19 protein-coding genes are annotated in these 16,929 nt (G+C 43.4%); 13 read left to right on the forward strand and 6 right to left on the reverse strand.

What is annotated here, in order from left to right; translation table 11 throughout:
• Positions 1 to 384, forward strand: a 384-nt coding sequence (locus G343_RS15525; protein ID WP_211211825.1) for a hypothetical protein, incomplete at its 5' end; no start/stop codon positions are given.
• Positions 333 to 734 carry an Ig-like domain-containing protein gene (locus tag G343_RS15300; protein ID WP_156823548.1) on the forward strand — a complete coding sequence of 134 codons (402 nt, stop codon included), beginning with the start codon at positions 333 to 335 and terminating at the stop codon, positions 732 to 734. The genes G343_RS15525 and G343_RS15300, both read left to right, overlap by 52 nt.
• Before the next feature lie 171 nt (positions 735 to 905).
• Here G343_RS15300 and G343_RS0100890 read toward each other — a convergent pair whose 3' ends face one another.
• A complete protein-coding gene (locus G343_RS0100890; protein ID WP_020006243.1) occupies positions 906 to 1,136 on the reverse strand; it encodes a hypothetical protein in 231 nt (76 codons plus the stop codon).
• A gap of 167 nt (positions 1,137 to 1,303) precedes the next feature.
• The gene (locus tag G343_RS0100895) at positions 1,304 to 1,513 is read right to left on the reverse strand and encodes a hypothetical protein (RefSeq protein ID WP_020006244.1); all 210 of its coding nucleotides are present in this window, start codon (positions 1,511 to 1,513) and stop codon (positions 1,304 to 1,306) included.
• A 106-nt stretch (positions 1,514 to 1,619) separates the two neighbouring features.
• Here G343_RS0100895 and G343_RS0100900 point away from each other — a divergent pair, with 106 nt between their 5' ends.
• Positions 1,620 to 2,075: a hypothetical protein gene (locus G343_RS0100900; RefSeq protein ID WP_020006245.1), complete on the forward strand. Its 456-nt coding sequence runs from the start codon at positions 1,620 to 1,622 to the stop codon at positions 2,073 to 2,075.
• A gap of 87 nt (positions 2,076 to 2,162) precedes the next feature.
• On the opposite strand, the gene G343_RS0100905 is transcribed toward G343_RS0100900, so the two are convergent.
• Positions 2,163 to 2,402 carry a hypothetical protein gene (locus G343_RS0100905; RefSeq protein ID WP_020006246.1) on the reverse strand — a complete coding sequence of 80 codons (240 nt, stop codon included), beginning with the start codon at positions 2,400 to 2,402 and terminating at the stop codon, positions 2,163 to 2,165.
• Between the two features lie 155 nt (positions 2,403 to 2,557).
• Here G343_RS0100905 and G343_RS0100910 point away from each other — a divergent pair, with 155 nt between their 5' ends.
• From G343_RS0100910 to G343_RS0100935, 6 genes are all read left to right on the forward strand, one after another.
• Positions 2,558 to 3,070, forward strand: coding sequence for a type 1 glutamine amidotransferase domain-containing protein (locus G343_RS0100910; protein WP_020006247.1), 513 nt, complete (start codon positions 2,558 to 2,560; stop codon positions 3,068 to 3,070).
• Between the two features lie 256 nt (positions 3,071 to 3,326).
• The gene (fadX, locus tag G343_RS0100915) at positions 3,327 to 4,925 is read left to right on the forward strand and encodes a fatty acid degradation protein FadX (protein ID WP_020006248.1); all 1,599 of its coding nucleotides are present in this window, start codon (positions 3,327 to 3,329) and stop codon (positions 4,923 to 4,925) included.
• Positions 4,915 to 6,438, forward strand: a complete 1,524-nt coding sequence (gene fadD, locus G343_RS0100920; RefSeq protein WP_020006249.1) for a long-chain-fatty-acid--CoA ligase FadD — start codon at positions 4,915 to 4,917, stop codon at positions 6,436 to 6,438. Before fadX ends, fadD begins: the two co-directional genes overlap by 11 nt.
• Before the next feature lie 78 nt (positions 6,439 to 6,516).
• A complete protein-coding gene (fadE, locus tag G343_RS0100925; protein WP_020006250.1) occupies positions 6,517 to 7,722 on the forward strand; it encodes an acyl-CoA dehydrogenase FadE in 1,206 nt (401 codons plus the stop codon).
• Positions 7,723 to 7,771: 49 nt separating this feature from the next.
• A complete protein-coding gene (fadB, locus tag G343_RS0100930) occupies positions 7,772 to 10,030 on the forward strand; it encodes a 3-hydroxyacyl-CoA dehydrogenase/crotonase FadB (protein WP_020006251.1) in 2,259 nt (752 codons plus the stop codon).
• A gap of 32 nt (positions 10,031 to 10,062) precedes the next feature.
• Entirely contained in the window at positions 10,063 to 11,250 is a 1,188-nt protein-coding gene (locus G343_RS0100935; protein WP_020006252.1) for a thiolase family protein, read from the forward strand.
• A gap of 139 nt (positions 11,251 to 11,389) precedes the next feature.
• On the opposite strand, the gene G343_RS0100940 is transcribed toward G343_RS0100935, so the two are convergent.
• Both G343_RS0100940 and G343_RS0100945 read right to left on the reverse strand, forming a co-directional pair.
• Positions 11,390 to 12,148 carry an immunoglobulin-like domain-containing protein gene (locus tag G343_RS0100940; RefSeq protein ID WP_020006253.1) on the reverse strand — a complete coding sequence of 253 codons (759 nt, stop codon included), beginning with the start codon at positions 12,146 to 12,148 and terminating at the stop codon, positions 11,390 to 11,392.
• A 4-nt stretch (positions 12,149 to 12,152) separates the two neighbouring features.
• Entirely contained in the window at positions 12,153 to 12,587 is a 435-nt protein-coding gene (locus G343_RS0100945; RefSeq protein ID WP_020006254.1) for an RrF2 family transcriptional regulator, read from the reverse strand.
• 180 nt (positions 12,588 to 12,767) lie between these two features.
• Here G343_RS0100945 and G343_RS0100950 point away from each other — a divergent pair, with 180 nt between their 5' ends.
• The 4 genes from G343_RS0100950 (at position 12,768) to G343_RS0100965 (ending at position 15,567) form a co-directional block, all read left to right on the forward strand.
• Positions 12,768 to 13,904, forward strand: coding sequence for a globin domain-containing protein (locus G343_RS0100950; RefSeq protein ID WP_020006255.1), 1,137 nt, complete (start codon positions 12,768 to 12,770; stop codon positions 13,902 to 13,904).
• 120 nt (positions 13,905 to 14,024) lie between these two features.
• On the forward strand, positions 14,025 to 14,981 hold the full coding sequence (locus tag G343_RS0100955; RefSeq protein WP_020006256.1) for a calcium/sodium antiporter: 957 nt from the start codon (positions 14,025 to 14,027) through the stop codon (positions 14,979 to 14,981).
• Between the two features lie 52 nt (positions 14,982 to 15,033).
• Entirely contained in the window at positions 15,034 to 15,270 is a 237-nt protein-coding gene (locus G343_RS0100960) for a hypothetical protein (RefSeq protein ID WP_156823549.1), read from the forward strand.
• Positions 15,271 to 15,288: 18 nt separating this feature from the next.
• Positions 15,289 to 15,567 carry a hypothetical protein gene (locus tag G343_RS0100965; RefSeq protein ID WP_020006258.1) on the forward strand — a complete coding sequence of 93 codons (279 nt, stop codon included), beginning with the start codon at positions 15,289 to 15,291 and terminating at the stop codon, positions 15,565 to 15,567.
• Positions 15,568 to 15,913: 346 nt separating this feature from the next.
• Here the strand turns inward: G343_RS0100965 and G343_RS0100970 are convergent, their stop codons facing one another.
• On the reverse strand, positions 15,914 to 16,765 hold the full coding sequence (locus tag G343_RS0100970) for a bifunctional 5,10-methylenetetrahydrofolate dehydrogenase/5,10-methenyltetrahydrofolate cyclohydrolase (protein WP_020006259.1): 852 nt from the start codon (positions 16,763 to 16,765) through the stop codon (positions 15,914 to 15,916).
• Positions 16,766 to 16,929: the final 164 nt, after the last annotated feature.

Genomic DNA, 16,929 nt, shown 5'->3' on the forward strand with positions numbered 1-16,929 from the left:
CAGACTCTGATGCTGACGCCGATTCCGATTCTGATGCCGATGCCGATACAGATTCTGATGCTGACGGCGATTCCGACTCTGATGCCGATGCCGATACAGATTCTGACGCTGACGGCGATTCCGATTCCGACTCTGACGGCGATTCCGATTCTGATGCCGATGCAGATACAGACTCTGATGCTGACGGCGATTCCGATTCTGACGCTGACGCTGATACAGATTCTGACGCTGACGGCGATTCCGACTCTGATGCCGATGCCGATACAGATTCTGACGCCGATACAGATGCTGATGCCGATGCTGATTCTGACTCTGAGACAGGAGATAGTGCAGTGGATATTACCGGCGATCCTTCATCCGGCTATGAGGTTTCCGGTCAAATAGATGGATCGGATTCTATAGGAATTTATAATAGTGATGGTGAACTGGTTGCTGAAGGTACTGCAGATGAAGCGGGCAGCTTCTCGATTGAATTTGATGCAGATCAGGTTGTGCCTGGTGAAACATTAAAAATTATATCTGAAGATGAAGATGGAAATACTGGTTCTGAATTCCAAGTAACAGTACCGTATGAGAAATCTGAAGAGATAGATGAAGAAGCTGCTGCATCAGATGGAGGCGGAAATGGTAATTTACCGGATACAGGGGTACCTGCTGCACCGCTTGGCATCGCAGCTGCGGGACTATTAATACTAGGTTCTATCCTCACATTCTTTAGAAGGAGCCCTAAATAAGATCTAAAATTTCACAAGATTTATAAGTTTTCATGAGACTGTGGACATTAGCATGCGAATGCTAATGCCTGCGGTCTTTTTTTATTTGACTGGGATATCATATGATGACTGTCAACACAGAAAAACCCGGATTCAGAGAATCCGGGTAATGGGCAGTGCATTTGAATGTGTTTATTTGTTTTCTTCGTTATTGTCTTCCTGGTTTTGGCCTTCTTCATCACCGCTGCCATATTTGTCCATCATTTCGTCGCCTTTTTCTTTGGCATTCTGCCATGTTTCGTTGTCTCCAGCGTATTTGTCGCCTTGTTCTTTAGCTGTATCCCAGCCCTGTTCTACGTCGTCTTTAGTCACATTATCCTTTAGATCTTTTGCTTTTTCTTTTGCTTTGTCGAATATTCCCATGTATAAACATCTCCTTTGTGCTTTGTGTGTTCTTATTCCTTTTACCCTATATATACAGGGTGATAAACATGGAATAATGAATTTAAATCACTTGTTTAACAGTTTAACCTTATAAGGATTAGACATTACATACATATGCCATAAATTCCGAATCGGTGATGTTGTGCCTATCTATTGGCAGAATCATACCGGTTGTCATGCAATACATTTTTATCGATTTCTTCATTGACGTAGTAATCTTTTCTATGTTTGTTATAGTCGTAAGATTCCTCTCTGTCCACTTCGTACTTGTATTCTTTAGGCAGCTTATCACGTTTGGCTCCGTTCGTTTCTCCATTGAAAGGCATCATCTTTCTGCCCTTCTTTTTATTGAACATGGATATCACCCCTTCTGATCCCTTTTCAGTATAAATTTACCCTTTATAAATTGGTGTGAAACGTCAGCTGCGAGGGTAGAGAGGGAATAAGTCGAGGTGAATATATATGTATTTTATCAATGGAAAATTCAACAGCACTTTCAGAGACTTTGATCTATATAAAAAACTTGGCATTATAAGTGTGAACGGCAGGAGTAACGAAGAGGTCGTTAGTAAAATAGCTGCAGATGATATTATTGCATTGTTTTCAACACGTTCCGGGTATCTGGGAGCCGGAAGGGTGATGGATACTGCTGTGCCTATAGACGAATTCAAGATGCACCAGGGCGGGCGGCTGATTGACAATGATGAATATCCATTTAAAGAAATTGCACGGGTCAACCCGCATTTTAAACAGGAGGAATTTGTCATTCGTGTCGAATGGCTCTATGTCGTTCCGGATCTTGAAGACGGTATGATTGATGATGATCTGTTTGTGGGGGAGCATTCTGCAGAGTTACTGGATGATGAACGCACGAAAAGATGGCTTGCTGATACTTTTAGTCTTAATATCAATGTGTAAAGTGAAGAAAAAAATCATGAGTTGTAATTTCATTTCAATTAGGTTCAAAATAAAGCCCCGAAACCCAATCGGTTCCGGGACGATATATCATGATGCTTTGTGGTTCAGCAGTGCTTCTCCTTTTTGTGTGAGTTCTATATTACTGTAGTAAAAATCGTAGTAAAAGGGAGTCAGGATGAGAAGTCCTTTTTGTTCCATGAGCTTCATATGGAAGTCTACGGTCCGGATGTCGTATTCAGACATGCTTGTATTGGGATAGTCGAATACATCGTGTTTGACGTTATATAATATTTCATACTCTAATTTGCGATCATATTTGTATTGCATGATATCACTCCTGACATCATATTATAGGAACGTCTGTTCGTTTTGTCAATATGTAATGATTTTCACAATTAATTTTTCCCATGTTTAAGACTTTGGATTTGTGGAATACATATTTATGTGAGATGAAAAAATATTTCTTAAGGAGAATGTTTTAAATGGCTAAAAAAATAGCAGTCTTAATGACGGACCTGGTAGAAGATATTGAATATACCAGCCCTGTGAATGCTCTTGAATCCCAGGGACATGATGTGGAAGTGATTGCACCTGAAGCAGGTGAAGTCGAAGGAAAAAAAGGCGGTAAATTTAAAGCCGATAAAAGTATTTCTGAAGTAAATTCTGATGATTATGATGCGGTTTATGTTCCCGGCGGTTTTTCACCGGATGGTCTGCGCGGAGATGAAAATGACAGATTCAGTAAATTCGCCAAACATTTCATTGAACAAAATAAACCGACATTCGCAATCTGTCACGGCCCTCAGCTTCTGGTCGATACGGATCTCTTGAGCGGCCGCAACCTTACAGCGGTGAAAAACGTAAGGAAAGACTTGGAAAATGCGGGGGCAAAAGTCCATGATCAGGAAGTGACGGTATGCAGCAATCTTGTCACAAGCCGTACACCTGATGATCTGGATGCATTCAATGGTGAAATAATGAAACAGCTTGCCTGATTGATACAGGCAGGAAGTCTATGAAAGTGCGGGCAAAAGATTTTGCCCGCACTTTTGTACATATAACACTAAGGCGTGTTACAGTTCTATAGTTCTGTCCCTCAGAAGGGTTGTAATAGAGAATTTTACACCTTAAATTGTATGCGTTTACATTATTTATAAGCAATGATATATTTGTTGTGTAAGGGTTTTCATATTCGAAAGGGGATAATGATAATGAGTGATTGATTGCAGGCTAAGGATGGGAGTTTATTGAATGGAAATCATTTCTTATTGTCACTTGAAAAATATTGTTAACAATAACGACGTCATATCAATGGCCGCTTTATCCGTTGCCAATCTGCCTGTTGAAATACTGAAGCATTTAGCCGAACAATACGACGAAGGCGGAGTGCCCGGTCATCTTACCTTTATCGTTGCAAACGATATCAGTGATTATGCTGATGGCTATGACCTTGATTCATTTGTCCGGCGCGGGATGGTTAAGCGGCTGATAACCAGTTTAATTACTTCCTCACCACAGACTATCCATGCGATTGAAAATAATGACATTGAAACTTATTTTTTTCCGCAGGGCATACTCGCCACACAGTACCGGAGTCAATCTGATTCTTTTCCGGGAATGATTACAAAAATAGGCGTAAACACAAATGTTGATCCAAGATGGTCCGGCGGCAAAGTAAACGATCGGACAACTGAAGATTTGGTATCTTTAATCGAAATTGACGGGGAAGAATATTTACACTATAACTTTCCTGGCATAGATACAGCACTTCTGCGCGGCACTTATGCTGATATTGATGGAAATATTTTCATGATTCATGAAGCGCATCTTGGGGAAGGATATAGTGTTGCCGCCGCCACGCGTAAAAACGGCGGCAAAGTGATTGTACAAGTAAAAGAGGTCGTTGAGACAGGCAGCTTTCATCCACACGATGTCTTCCTGCCCGGGGAACTGGTGGATTACGTTGTTGTCAATGACAATACAAAATATCATAAGCAGGTGATGCAGACTTACTATGATCCTGCTTTATCCGGGCATTACCGTCTTACAGAAATGAAAGGACCGCCTGTTGAATTAAGTTCCCGCAAACTCATCTTGAGACGCTCCGCTCAGTTTTTGCTGGAAGAGGATGTAGTAAGTATTGGATTTGGTATTAACAATGAACTGTCAGATGTATTGATAGAAGAACAAGTTGATCATCTGGTTCAGCTCAACGTTGACACCGGTGTTTTCGGAGGTATGATCGGCAGCAGAGATTATTTGGGTATGAATTACAATCTGGATGCACGGATGCCACATGATATGACATGGGATTTTATATATAATGGCGGGGTTGATATCGCCTATCTCAGTTTTGCAGAAATCGATCACTCCGGCAATGTGAATGTCTCCCGTTTTGGCACACGAAGAAGTGGAAGCGGCGGGTTTATAGATATTACCCAAACGGTAAAAACCCTTATATTTTCCGGAGTAATGGTTGCCGGCAGTAAAACGGTCTGTAAGAATAACACACTGATCATTGAACAGGAAGGCCATTCAAATAAGTTCGTTGACGATGTTCAAAATATCGATTTCAACGCAGGTTATTCCAGGGAACTGAATCAGCAGGTTTTCTATGTAACTGAACGTGCAGTGTTTCAATTAACTGATAAAGGGGTGGCATTAATTGAGATTGCACCTGGTTTAGATATCCAAAAGGATATACTGGCACATATGGATTTTACACCGATTATGGCGGAAGATATTACCGTGATGGATGAACGCATATATCAAAGCAAATGGGGGAATCTGTCCCAATCGATTAAAAATGGGAGACGTATAAACAAAGGGGAAGATAAATATGAATTATGATTGGATTAAAACAAGAGCAGATTATGATGAAGTGAAAGCAGCGGTCATTGATCCGTATAAAGGTACAGAATGGTCATACCAGGATTTGAATATCCGGGCTGAAAATCTGGCAAATTATTTACAGGATCAAGGCATTAAGCGCGGAGATGTAGTGGGAGTGTTCGCACCAAACGATGTGGCGATATTGGATGTGCTATTTGCTGCATTTAAGATGGGTGCGGTCTACATGCCGATGAATTGGCGGCTGAAACCACAGGAAATTGAAAGTGTTGTGTCAGACTCAGAAGTGAAGATGATTTTTTATGCATCAAATCACCTGGAGAGTTTGAAAAGCGTATCCGGGGAATTGATTCACATGGATATCGATTCACCGGAGTATGATGAGATCGTTCATCCGAAAAATCACCGGCCGTTTAAATCTGTCGATGTAGAAAGCGATGAACTGGCAGCTTTAATGTATTCCAGCGGCACAACCGGTATGCCGAAAGGTGTTATGTTCACTTACGATTCGTTTGTCAGCAATGTGATAAACACAGCTTTAACTTACAAGATCAACTCCGGCTATACAACGATCATATCCACCCCGATGTTTCACGTATTAGGGTTTAACGACACGGCTCTGCCATTGATCATGGCAGGCGGAACAATGATTATCCAGCGGTATTTCGACGGTAAGGAATTGAATGAGATGATGGCAGAATATGAGCCGGATTATCTGATACTCATTCCAACAATGTATTACGGCATGCTGGTCGCTGAAAACTTTGATATTAAAAATTTCAAGAATATAGAATTCCTCATACAAGGCGGGTCAGCTCCCCTTCCGGCTGTCCAGGAAAAGTTTCAGAGTATGGGATACACAATTATTAATGGTTACGGTTTAACTGAAGCACCGCTGGCCATGGTTAACACACCGGCCAATGCACTTGAAAAGCCGATGTCTATCGGCAAGCCTGTAATGTATGTGGATGTGCGTCTGTTTGATGAAGACCTGAATGAGGTTCAACCGGGTGAAATCGGGGAATTGGCAGTAAAAGGGAAGAATGCCACACCCGGTTACTGGAAAAAACCGGAGCTTACCAAAGAATCGTTTAAGGATGGCTATTTCTTAACCGGTGATTTAGCTAAAATAGACGAAGATGGAGATTTATTCATCGTTGATCGTAAAAAAGAATTAATTATTACCGGCGGTGAAAATGTTTTACCTTCTGAAGTGGAGACTGTGCTGTCGGAACATCCGCTTGTCGCTCAGTGCGTAGTCGTCGGCTATGACAGTCCCAAATTCGGAGAGTCCGTTTCAGCAGCTGTGGTGTTGAAAGAAACGGATTCGGAATTTGAATCCAAACTGGACGCACATATGCGGGAGCGGCTGGCAGGTTATAAAACACCAAAGCTGTATCTTAAACTGAGTGAAGTGCCATTAACTTCTACCGTCAAACCTGACAAGCTGGAAATACAACGCCAAATGAATCAGAAAGCTCAAGATGAAAATCAGGAAGACGAATTGGCATAATTCCTATTCGGCTTATGCAGCAAACAATTTATCACAATAAATGTAAGCGTTAACAATTTGATTAATGGGGGATATGCTATGGCGACAAAACAGTCATTATTAGAAGAATTATATCCGGAAGACCGGATGAATATTTCGAAAGAACTGACTGAAGGGGAAGTGCAATTTCTAAAACAGCTCAATGATCTGCTGGAAGATAAATACCGTGCATCGATTAATGAACATTGGATGAATGCAACGGTTCCTGAAGAATTCTTCGATGATATGGGTAAATTGGATTATTTCAATAATCCACTCCTGTTTGAAGGTCGTGAGGGTGCGAAAACAAACAGTCAGATGTTCCAGTTCTTCATGTCGTACACGATTGGAAGATTTGATGTGTCATTAGTGACTCTCATAGGGGTGCACCAGGGTTTGGGACACAATTCGTTCCTGTTTGGGGGCAGTAAAGAACAAATTGCATATTATCTGCCTAAATTGCAGTCGCATGAACTGAGAACCTGCTTTGCTTTAACTGAACCTGAACATGGGTCGGATGTAGCCGGCGGACTTGAAACAACTGCAAAACGAAACGGTGATGAATGGGTGCTGAATGGTGAGAAAAAGTGGATCGGAGGCGCTAATCTGGCCGATGTCATTCCGGTTTATGCTGTAGATGCAGATACAGGTGAACCGAAAGGCTTCATCATCCAGCCTGAACAGGAGGGGGTAGAAATAGATATCATCGAAAATAAAATCGCATTGAGGATTAATCCAAACTGTAATATCCACTTGAATAATGTTGTGGTAAAAGAGGAAGACAGACTGCAGAATATTAACAGTTTTAAAGATATTGCAAAGATCCTTTATTCTACCCGTGCCGGTGTGGCTCATATGGCCACAGGTGCGCTGGCTGGCGCATTGCGTGCAACTAAGGATTATGTGACAGAGCGAAAACAGTTTGGCAAGGAAATCAGTAAATACCAGTTAATCCAGGAAAAACTGGCAATGATGCATGGCAACTTAGCTCATGCAATGTCTTTATCTGCGCAGCTGGCACGTATGCAGGAAAATGGTGAATACGATGAAGTCGCAACGTCAACAGCAAAAATGATGAATTCTTTAAGGTTGAGAGATTCTGTTGCGATGGGCCGGGGTATTACAGGAGGAAATGGAATTCTTGCCGATTATGATATTGCGAGATTTTTCTCCGATGCCGAAGCGATCTACACTTATGAAGGGACTCATGAGATCAATGCGTTAGTTATTGGAAGAGCATTGACAGGGGATTCTGCATTTATCTGATTTGTGCGGATGCATTTTATGTGAGACAAAATACTTTGGAGGTTTTTCCATGACGATAAGAAAAGCAACAGTCTTAGGGGCGGGTGTAATGGGCAGTCAAATTGCCGCCCTGCTTGTGAATGCAGGTTTAAAAGTTAAATTATTGGACATTGCTGCTGATGATAAAGAACCAAACAAAATTTCAAAACAGTCGTATGACAGTATCACTGATCCGAAACAACCGCAGCTGTTTGATTTAGATTTTGCATCCAATTTATCCTATGGCAATTTTTCAGAAGACTTGAATGGGCCGGATGACTCGGACATTTTCATCGAAGCGGTCAAGGAAGAACTGGATATCAAACATGATATCTGGGATAAAGTAGCCAGCGTATCTAAGGACAATGCTTTATTTGCCACCAATACTTCCGGTATTCCAATTGAATCCATATCAAAAGCGTTAGACGAGAAAGCTCAGGCAAGATTTTTTGGTATGCATTTCTTCAATCCGCCCCGCATTATGAAGCTGGTTGAAGTGATCCCCAATTCAAGGACTTCTCCGGAAGTCATTGAAAAAGTACAGGCTTTTGCCGAAGATGTATTAGGGAAAGGTGTCATTATTGCCAATGATGTGCCTGCCTTTGTTGCCAACCGTATAGGTACACAGACGATGAACGATGTCATGCTGCGTGCTGAAGAACAAGGATTTTCAATTACTGAAACCGATGCATTGACGGGACGGAGTATCGGCAGACCGAGTACAGGAACATACGGGCTGGTCGATTTAGTAGGACTTGATATTGCAATGACAGTAATTAAGGGTCTGCAAAAAGTACCCGAAGAGAAAGAATTCTTCCATGATACAAAAATTGCTGAAAAACTGATGGCCAACGGCGCATTAGGTAAAAAAACAAAAGCAGGATTTTACAAAAAAGAAAATAAGGCGCGTCTCGTTTTTGACACAGAAAGTAACGAATACGTCCAGCCGAAACAGCCGGAATTCGAGCTGCTGGGAAGATTAGGCAAGGACTTGGGCGCAAATATGGATGCGATTTACCAAGCGGATGATGCGGCGGGCAGATTCCTGTGGGAAACGCTTAGGAACAATTTTTATTATTCTGCCATTAATGTACCAAAAGCTGCATCAGACTTTAAGGATATAGACCGTGCAATGGTCTGGGGATTCAACTGGAAAAGCGGCCCCTTCCAACTTTGGGACTTAATGGGATTTGAACGTGTTAAAGCGCGTATGAAAGAAGAACTCGGTCATTTGCCGGAATGGATAGAAGGACGGACAGCACCATTCTATTCGGATGGTGAATCAATAGAGCGTGTGACCCCTGTGTCGGAATTCATAGACAGCGAAATATGGGACAGGGAAGATTCCAATCTGTCCGTGGCGAATAAAGATCAGCTGTTACTCAGATTACAAAGTGAGAACAACATTATTTCGGATGGCTTTGCGGATGATTTAATCGAGTCTGTCGACCTTCTGGAAAATGATGATTACTCAAGCATGGTGATCTATGCAGGCGGCAATAACTTTAGTGTCGGTGCCAATTTATATATGATGAAAAAAGCATATGAAGAAGGCATGGTTGAAGCGTCGGTGGGTCCCGCCGTTGAAAAACTGCATTATAGTTTTAATCGCTTAAAACATGCGCTTAAACCGGTTGTGACAGCAGTACAGGGCAGAGCGTTAGGCGGCGGCTGTGAATTGGTACTGCATTCACCGTTCGTCGTTGCTGCGAGCGAAACATATATGGGACTTGTAGAAACAGGTGTAGGACTGCTGCCGAGCGGCGGAGGACTTGCCGAGATGGCAGACAGAGTCCTTAAAACGACCCATAAACACAATGATAAACAAGAATCCATGACAGAAGTACTCACGAATGTAGGTTTTGCAAAAGTGTCGACGAATGCTTATGAAGCACTCAGATATGGTTATTTGAGAGAAACTGACACGATTTTATTGAATACAGAAAGAAGGGTGGAAATTGCATTAAACCGGGCGCGCTTTGAATCCGAGACGAATTATGTGCCAAAGCCGGAAGTAAAATATTTTGCTTTGGGCAGAGACTATCGGGCACTGGCTCAAGGACAATTGGACGCTCAGCGTGTGGGCCGCTTTATCAGCGATTATGATTATGAAATTACGTTGAATGTTGCAGATGTTTTATCTGGCGGGGATCTGCCCCGGAACACTTATATCACTCAAAGATATATTCAAAAGCTTGAAAAGGAAAGATTCTTAAAACTGTTAAAAAATGAGAAAACATATGACCGGATTACTCATATGCTAAAAACCAGCAAGCCTTTACGTAATTAATAATCAGCAGAAACAGAGAAAGGATGGATAAAATGCAAGATGCATATATCGTTGCTTATGGACGTTCTGCCGCAGGCAAGGGGAAGATAAATGGTGCTATGGGCCACGAGAGGCCTGACGAAGTTGCCTCACAAGTACTAAAAGGTGTACTCAATCGAGTGGATGGTCAGTTCGATCCTGATATGGTGCAGGATGTCATCGTTGGCAACTCTTTTCCAGAGGGTTTGCAAGGCCAAAATATTGCCCGTTCCATTGGATTGCTGGCCGGCCTGTCCAACGATGTCCCCGGTCAGACAGTGAACCGTTATTGTTCTTCCGGTCTGCAAACGATCGCTATAGCTGCTAACCAGATTATGTCTAATCAGGCAGATATTCTGGCAGCCGGCGGTGTTGAACTGATGAGTGCTGTGCCAATGGGCGGAAATGAACCGACGACTAATCCAATACTTCAGGACGAAGATACTGGTGTGTCATATCCGATGGGCTTGACAGCTGAGATGGTAGCTGATGAATTTGGAGTGTCACGGGAAGACCAGGATGCTTACGCCGTCCAAAGTCATCAGCGTGCTAAAAACGCGCAGGATGCCGGGAATTTCGATGATGAAATCATTCCTATTGATATAAACAGCGTCTCCTATACAGATCAGGGACCGGCAGTGACGAAAGCAGTATTCGACACCGATGAACCTGTGCGTCCAGATACAAACATGGAAACTTTAGCTGAGCTGCCTGCGGTGTTCAAAGCGGATGGCACAGTGACAGCGGGTTCATCCGCTCCTCTGACTGATGGTTCTGGATTTGTCGTGGTGATGTCCGGTGACAAAGTCAAAGAGTTAGGTGTTACACCCATTGCACGTTTTGTTGGTTACAAAGCGGTTGGGGTCGACCCCAAACTCATGGGTATCGGGCCGGCTTATGCGATCCCTGAAGTGTTGGATTTAGCCGGTTTGACAGCGGATGATATGGATTTAGTCGAATTGAATGAAGCCTTTGCTTCACAAACGATTGCGTCAATCAGACAGACGGGGCTTGATGTGGATAGGACAAATGTGAATGGCGGTGCGATTGCATTAGGACATCCGCTGGGTGCTACAGGCGCGATGCTGACCACAAAGCTGCTTGCTGAAATGAAAAAAAGACCCGATTCCAAATATGGCATGGTAACAATGTGCATTGGTGTTGGTATGGGTGCAGCGGGCATATTTGAGTATATTAGATAAAACAAAACGCCGCTTCAAAATCCGTCTTTCATTTTCAGGCGGATTGTGCAGCGGCGTTTTTTTATGAAACAGGCAGGGGAGAGCAGTATTAAATCCTCCCCTGTCTTTCGCTCATACATACTCAGGGACCAGCTGGTTCTTATTCCACTGTGACAGTTCTGGCTGTGGCATGCGAGTCTCCGAAGCGGTCAAATACTGCGTAGGCGATTGTGTATTCGCCGGGGGTCTCAGTATCCACTTCCCCCTGTATATAAATACGGTGGGAGATGTCACTGCCATCTACATCTATGACCTGCACCTTTTCCTTCGGATCGAATTCCTCTCCCTGGCCGATGGTAATGTCATCGGTACCAAGGAATGTAATATCTGATGATTCGGAACTCTCTGAGCCGGATTCGGAATCAGAGGCGGAACCGCCGTCTGAAAGTTCTTCTTCAGTCGGCGGCACGATGGGTACAGGGTCGCTTTCGGCTTCCGAGACTGTAATGGTGCGTGTATATTCGTACCAGTTGCCGCTCGAATTCTCAACTCTGTAGGACACTGTGTAATTCCCGGGTGAACTCGTATCCACATTATTGGAGGTCACTTCGATATTATCGGTAATGTCCCCGTCATTAGAATCCACGGCATACACCCCGGCGAGCGGATCAAAGTCATCCCCTGTCTGTACATTATATCCCTCTGTACCTCTGATATCAGGGACGGCACCGCTGTGAGAAGCGATATCCTCTTCCATTGTCGGCCCGCTGTAATCTGCGTATTCTTCATTCTGATTGTCCTCGGAACTCTCCGATTCTTCCAGTTGACCCTGAGTGATGCTCTCTTCAACCATGTCCGCGGTGATTGGAGCCGTCGGCAGGAGTCCGGCCATTATTTTAATCAATGTATTTGAATTCATATTGTCACCTCAAAATTATGTTTGAAAAGACATCATCGGAAGGGATGATGTCTTTTAATGTATAGTTGTCAAGCACTTCCAGATAGGCTTTTAAAGCGTCATTCAACAAGAAGCGGAGCGTGCATACCGGTGTTAATACACATTTGTTATTCTCCCTGTCGAAGCATTCTGCCATATGGAAATTCTCCTCTGTATTGCGGACGACTGCTCCGATATTGAGTCTTTCTGGATTATATTTTAGCATAATCCCGCCGCCCCGGCCACGTACTGTTTTTACATAGTCCAATTTTGACAGGTGATGGACCACTTTTGTCAGATGATTCCTTGAAATCGCATAAAATTCGGCGATTTCATCTATATTTACTTTTGAGCCTTCTTTTTTCATCCCCAGGTACATCAGTACCCGCAATGAATAATCCGTATAGAGTGTGAGTTTCATCACGATTATCTCCTCTCCATTATTATACTCCGATTTATCTGGATAATAAATTATTTCTGAATATTAATTTTATTTTGTGAACAATATGTGAAATAGTATACATTGTTATTGATATTTATTTCACAAAGTTATAAACTTAAGATGTATTAAGAATATATCTTTTTAAAAGGGGTTTATCAAATGATTGCTGAAGCTAAGAAACAAGTGATTAAGGACACGGTCCCTGTACTGGAAGCACACGGCACTGAAATTACGACAGTTTTTTACAAGAGAATGTTTGAAGCCCATCCGGAAATGCTGGATATCTTTAACCTGACAAATCAAAAGGTCGGCGACCAGCCAAAAGCGCTTGCGATGACCGTACTGGCAGCTGCAAAAAATATCGACAATCTGGATGCGATTGTCCCTGCAGTCAAAGGAATCGCCCACAAACACCGTGCGCTTGAGGTGCGCCCTGAACATTACCCGATCGTCGGCAAATATCTGCTTGAAGGCATTAAAGAAGTGCTTGGGGATGCTGCCACACCGGAAATCCTGGATGCCTGGGAGGCATACTATGGAAAGCTTGCTGAAATCTTCATAGGTATCGAGAAAGATATGTACGGCCAGGCTGCCTGGGAAGGATTCCATCCGTTCATTGTTAAGGAAAAAGAACAGATGACTCCGGATATTGTCAGATTCACAGTGGATTCTGATGAAGTGGATAAAACAATCACAGCCGGACAATACATCACCGCTAAAGTCCAGCCGGAACACTATCCAAACATGGAGCTCCGTCACTATTCAATCTGCGCGATGAATACTGAGGAAGGCATTTCATTTGCAGTAAAACGCGAGGGCGGTGATGGTACAAAAGGGATCGTATCCAACTATCTGCATGAAGTCATCGAAGCGGGTGATGTACTCCATCTCTCAGCGCCGGCCGGGGACTTCAAAGTGGCAGATGCCCATGACAAACTGCTTTTCATCGCCGGCGGTGTCGGTGCAACACCGGTAATGGCTATGGCAGAGGATTCGGTTGCCAAAGGCAAAGATGTCAGATATGTATACAGCGTGCGCAATGAGGCGCACCAGCCATTCAAGGACCAGATGGCAGCAATCGAGCAGAAAGGGGCAGACCTTAAGATAAAATTCAGTGAAACAGACGGTTACTTGAACAGAGATGACTTCGCAGGGGCTGAATCTCGTGAAATTTACATCTGCGGCTCCATGGGCTTCATGAATGTAATGATGGCGGAACTGGAAGCAATGGGTATAGAAAACAGCCGTATCCACTTTGAGCCGTTCGGTCCGAAAATGAGCATGGCAGCAGTCTGAAGAAATTTTTCGTTTCCAAACGTTCATCGTTATTCGGTGGGCGTTTTTTTGTTATTATAAGCTGGAGGTTTATCATTCAGACATGAAGATTTGAAACTGTAAAGAAAGAGTGGTGGTGTTTTGGCTTATATATTACTAATTATTGGATTTGTCCTCTTGATCAAAGGGGCGGATTATTTTGTAGAAGGCGCCTCGAACATAGCAGTTAAACTCAAGGTATCACCGCTTCTGGTGGGGCTGACCATCGTTGCGTTTGGTACCAGTTCGCCGGAAGCAACAATCAGTATTTTGGCAGCACTGGAAGAAAACGCAGGCATGGTCCTCGGTAACATTGTGGGCAGTAACATAGCGAACATCGCGCTCGTCCTTGGCATCACAGCGATGATTGCCCCGTTGACAGTGAAGAGTGAAACGATCCGCAAAGAGATTCCCTTCGCATTACTCGGTGCTGTTGTATTACTTGTCCTGATGGCGGATGCAGCGTTACAAGGCGCAGCGGAGAATATCATCACACGCGGCGATGCATTCATCATACTGCTTTTCTTTGCGATATTCCTGTATTATGTATTTGAAATGGCGATGAAGAACAGGTCGGAGGCCAGTGCAGACGTTGACGCGGATGTCGGTTCCTCATGGAGCAAAAATATCGTAATTACCATCGGCGGTCTTGCAGCCATTATCTTTGGCGGGGAACTGGTGGTCAACAGTGCGACCGAGATCGCTCTTTCACTCGGCATGAGTGATACACTCGTCGGTCTGACCATCGTTGCAATCGGTACATCATTGCCGGAACTTATCACCTCCGTAACTGCAGCGATCAAAAAGCAGGGGGACATGGCCATCGGCAACATCGTCGGCAGCAGCATTTTCAACATTTTCTTTGTGGTCGGTCTTACAGGCACCGTCGCACCGCTTGCTGTTGACGGGAAAATATTCACAGATGTAATTATAATGATCGTTCTGACAATACTGCTGCTCATCTTTTCCAGAACCCGCTTTTCGATCGGCAGAACGGAAGGTGCCGTGCTCGTTGCAGCTTATGTCGTGTACATCGTATATATTATCATCAGGAACTGATTGGGTACGATCTGTTTTTGGTAATTTTATTTTCTCGAATTAAATAAAATATTTGGAAATTAAAAAAGGTGGATTTTATAATGAAATGGATGAATACTTAAATAATAATGGAATTCAAACAGCATCAGCTCAAACTGTATGTAGTGCAGCAATGACTGGAGTAGGCATTTATAACGGAGCAATCATAACTACTGGTGGTATAGCGCTTGGTGTAGCAGGGCCAGCCGGATGGGCAGCTTTAGCAACTGCTTCTGCGTGGGGTGCAGGGTCCGTAGCAGCTTGCAACTAAAACCAAAGGAGGGTATTTATGACAGCAACATTTCCTGATAGTTTTATCACTAAATACTTTCTAACTTTGATAATAGGGGCCCCCTTCTTATTATCTTCCGTATCTATAACTAATTTTTTTGAATATAACTTAATTCATTTTTTTGTAACTGCAATGATAATTTTTGTCACTCTATTTCTTGAAATTTTAGCCAATAAAAAGCTAAGTTTACAAGATAAATCAAAAAAATTAACACCTATTGTAGTACTAAATGCTTTATTTACTCTCTTTATCTGTGTTCTCTTTGTTTATGTTTAATAAAAAAATAAAAAGGACGTCTATCCTTTAACCTGCTCCCTCCTAAGTTTACAGATGAAATAAGAAATCTGTAAAACTTAGGAGGAATTTTTATCGATTAGGAAATATGCCAAATATAAAAATCCACGGGAGCAGTTCAAATATTTGTTTGGTGATTACAATTTCCGGTATAAAGATCAGGCTGGTAAATGAATTTTGATCAAGCGTTCATCTAAATAAAGTCTAACGGTCATTCAAGATACAACTCAATGACCGTTAACATGCACATGGAACAATTATTAACAGCCATTCATAAGAACGCCGCGTCCATCAGACAGGTGCATGCGGCCCATACTTAAATTAAATGCTACTCCATACCATTATGCCATTTTGCTGCCAGTAACGTGTTATTCAACACCATTGTGATCGTCATCGGGCCGACGCCGCCGGGCACTGGCGTGATCCAGCCGGCTTTTTCCTTGGCGGCGTCGAAGTCGACATCTCCCTGGAGTTTGTCATCGACCATTGTATTGCCAACATCGATCACAATGGCACCGTCTTTGATATGTTCGGCTTTGATCAGTCCCGGGGCGCCGGCGGCACTGACGATGACGTCGAAGTCTGCAAGTTTGGCGGTCAGCTCCCGGGTGCGGGAATGCATCAGTGTGACTGTGGCGTTTTGATCGGTAAGGAGTTTTGCGACGGGCTGGCCGACGATCTGTGATCGCCCGATCACTGCAGCATCCTTGCCTTCCACAGCGCCGGTGTGTTTAAGGAGTTCCATGATGCCGAGCGGTGTGCAGGGGATAAATGTGCGTTGTCCGGTATACATTCTGCCAATGTTGACCGGGCTGAAGCCATCGACATCTTTGTGCGGCGCGATGGTTTCCAGCACCTTCTCTTCACTAATCTGTTCCGGCAGCGGGACCTGCACGAGAATTCCGCTGACGGCATCATCATTATTTAACGCCCTGATTTTGTCCAGCAGCGTCTGCTCACTGATATTCTCATCCAGCTGAACGATGTCGGAAGCCATACCGATCTTTTCCGCTGCCCTGTTTTTGGAACGCACATAGCTGAGAGAAGCGCCGTCATTGCCCGCGATTACGACTGTCAGATTCGGTGTGATGCCTTTTTCTTTCAATTCTTCTACGCCTGCGGCGAGTCCGGCACGGTAATCCTTGGCAATTTCTTTTCCATTGAGCAATTCTGCTGTCATTTCCATTCTCCTCACGTTCGTTTATATTCTCCATTATCCATCAGTTGAATAAAAATTTCCATACTCATATAAACACTTCTCATCTTTCGGCATACCCTAAAGTGAACATATTATTCCACAAAGCACTAGAAAGTATAAAAACCGAACTTATAATTTATAAAAAT

It is taken from the genome of Salinicoccus albus DSM 19776, from assembly GCF_000385175.1.
GTDB classification, from domain to species: Bacteria; Bacillota; Bacilli; order Staphylococcales; family Salinicoccaceae; genus Salinicoccus; species Salinicoccus albus.

Coding starts and splice junctions, on each gene's coding strand:
- G343_RS0100940 (WP_020006253.1), bottom strand. CDS start 12,148: ATGAATTCAAATACATTGATTAAAATAATGGCCGGACTCCTGCCGACG.
- G343_RS0100965 (WP_020006258.1), top strand. CDS start 15,289: ATGACAGCAACATTTCCTGATAGTTTTATCACTAAATACTTTCTAACT.
- fadX (WP_020006248.1), top strand. CDS start 3,327: ATGGAAATCATTTCTTATTGTCACTTGAAAAATATTGTTAACAATAAC.
- fadB (WP_020006251.1), top strand. CDS start 7,772: ATGACGATAAGAAAAGCAACAGTCTTAGGGGCGGGTGTAATGGGCAGT.
- G343_RS0100890 (WP_020006243.1), bottom strand. CDS start 1,136: ATGGGAATATTCGACAAAGCAAAAGAAAAAGCAAAAGATCTAAAGGAT.
- G343_RS0100935 (WP_020006252.1), top strand. CDS start 10,063: ATGCAAGATGCATATATCGTTGCTTATGGACGTTCTGCCGCAGGCAAG.
- G343_RS0100900 (WP_020006245.1), top strand. CDS start 1,620: ATGTATTTTATCAATGGAAAATTCAACAGCACTTTCAGAGACTTTGAT.
- G343_RS0100950 (WP_020006255.1), top strand. CDS start 12,768: ATGATTGCTGAAGCTAAGAAACAAGTGATTAAGGACACGGTCCCTGTA.
- fadD (WP_020006249.1), top strand. CDS start 4,915: ATGAATTATGATTGGATTAAAACAAGAGCAGATTATGATGAAGTGAAA.
- G343_RS0100910 (WP_020006247.1), top strand. CDS start 2,558: ATGGCTAAAAAAATAGCAGTCTTAATGACGGACCTGGTAGAAGATATT.
- G343_RS0100895 (WP_020006244.1), bottom strand. CDS start 1,513: ATGTTCAATAAAAAGAAGGGCAGAAAGATGATGCCTTTCAATGGAGAA.
- fadE (WP_020006250.1), top strand. CDS start 6,517: ATGGCGACAAAACAGTCATTATTAGAAGAATTATATCCGGAAGACCGG.
- G343_RS0100945 (WP_020006254.1), bottom strand. CDS start 12,587: ATGAAACTCACACTCTATACGGATTATTCATTGCGGGTACTGATGTAC.
- G343_RS0100905 (WP_020006246.1), bottom strand. CDS start 2,402: ATGCAATACAAATATGATCGCAAATTAGAGTATGAAATATTATATAAC.
- G343_RS0100970 (WP_020006259.1), bottom strand. CDS start 16,765: ATGACAGCAGAATTGCTCAATGGAAAAGAAATTGCCAAGGATTACCGT.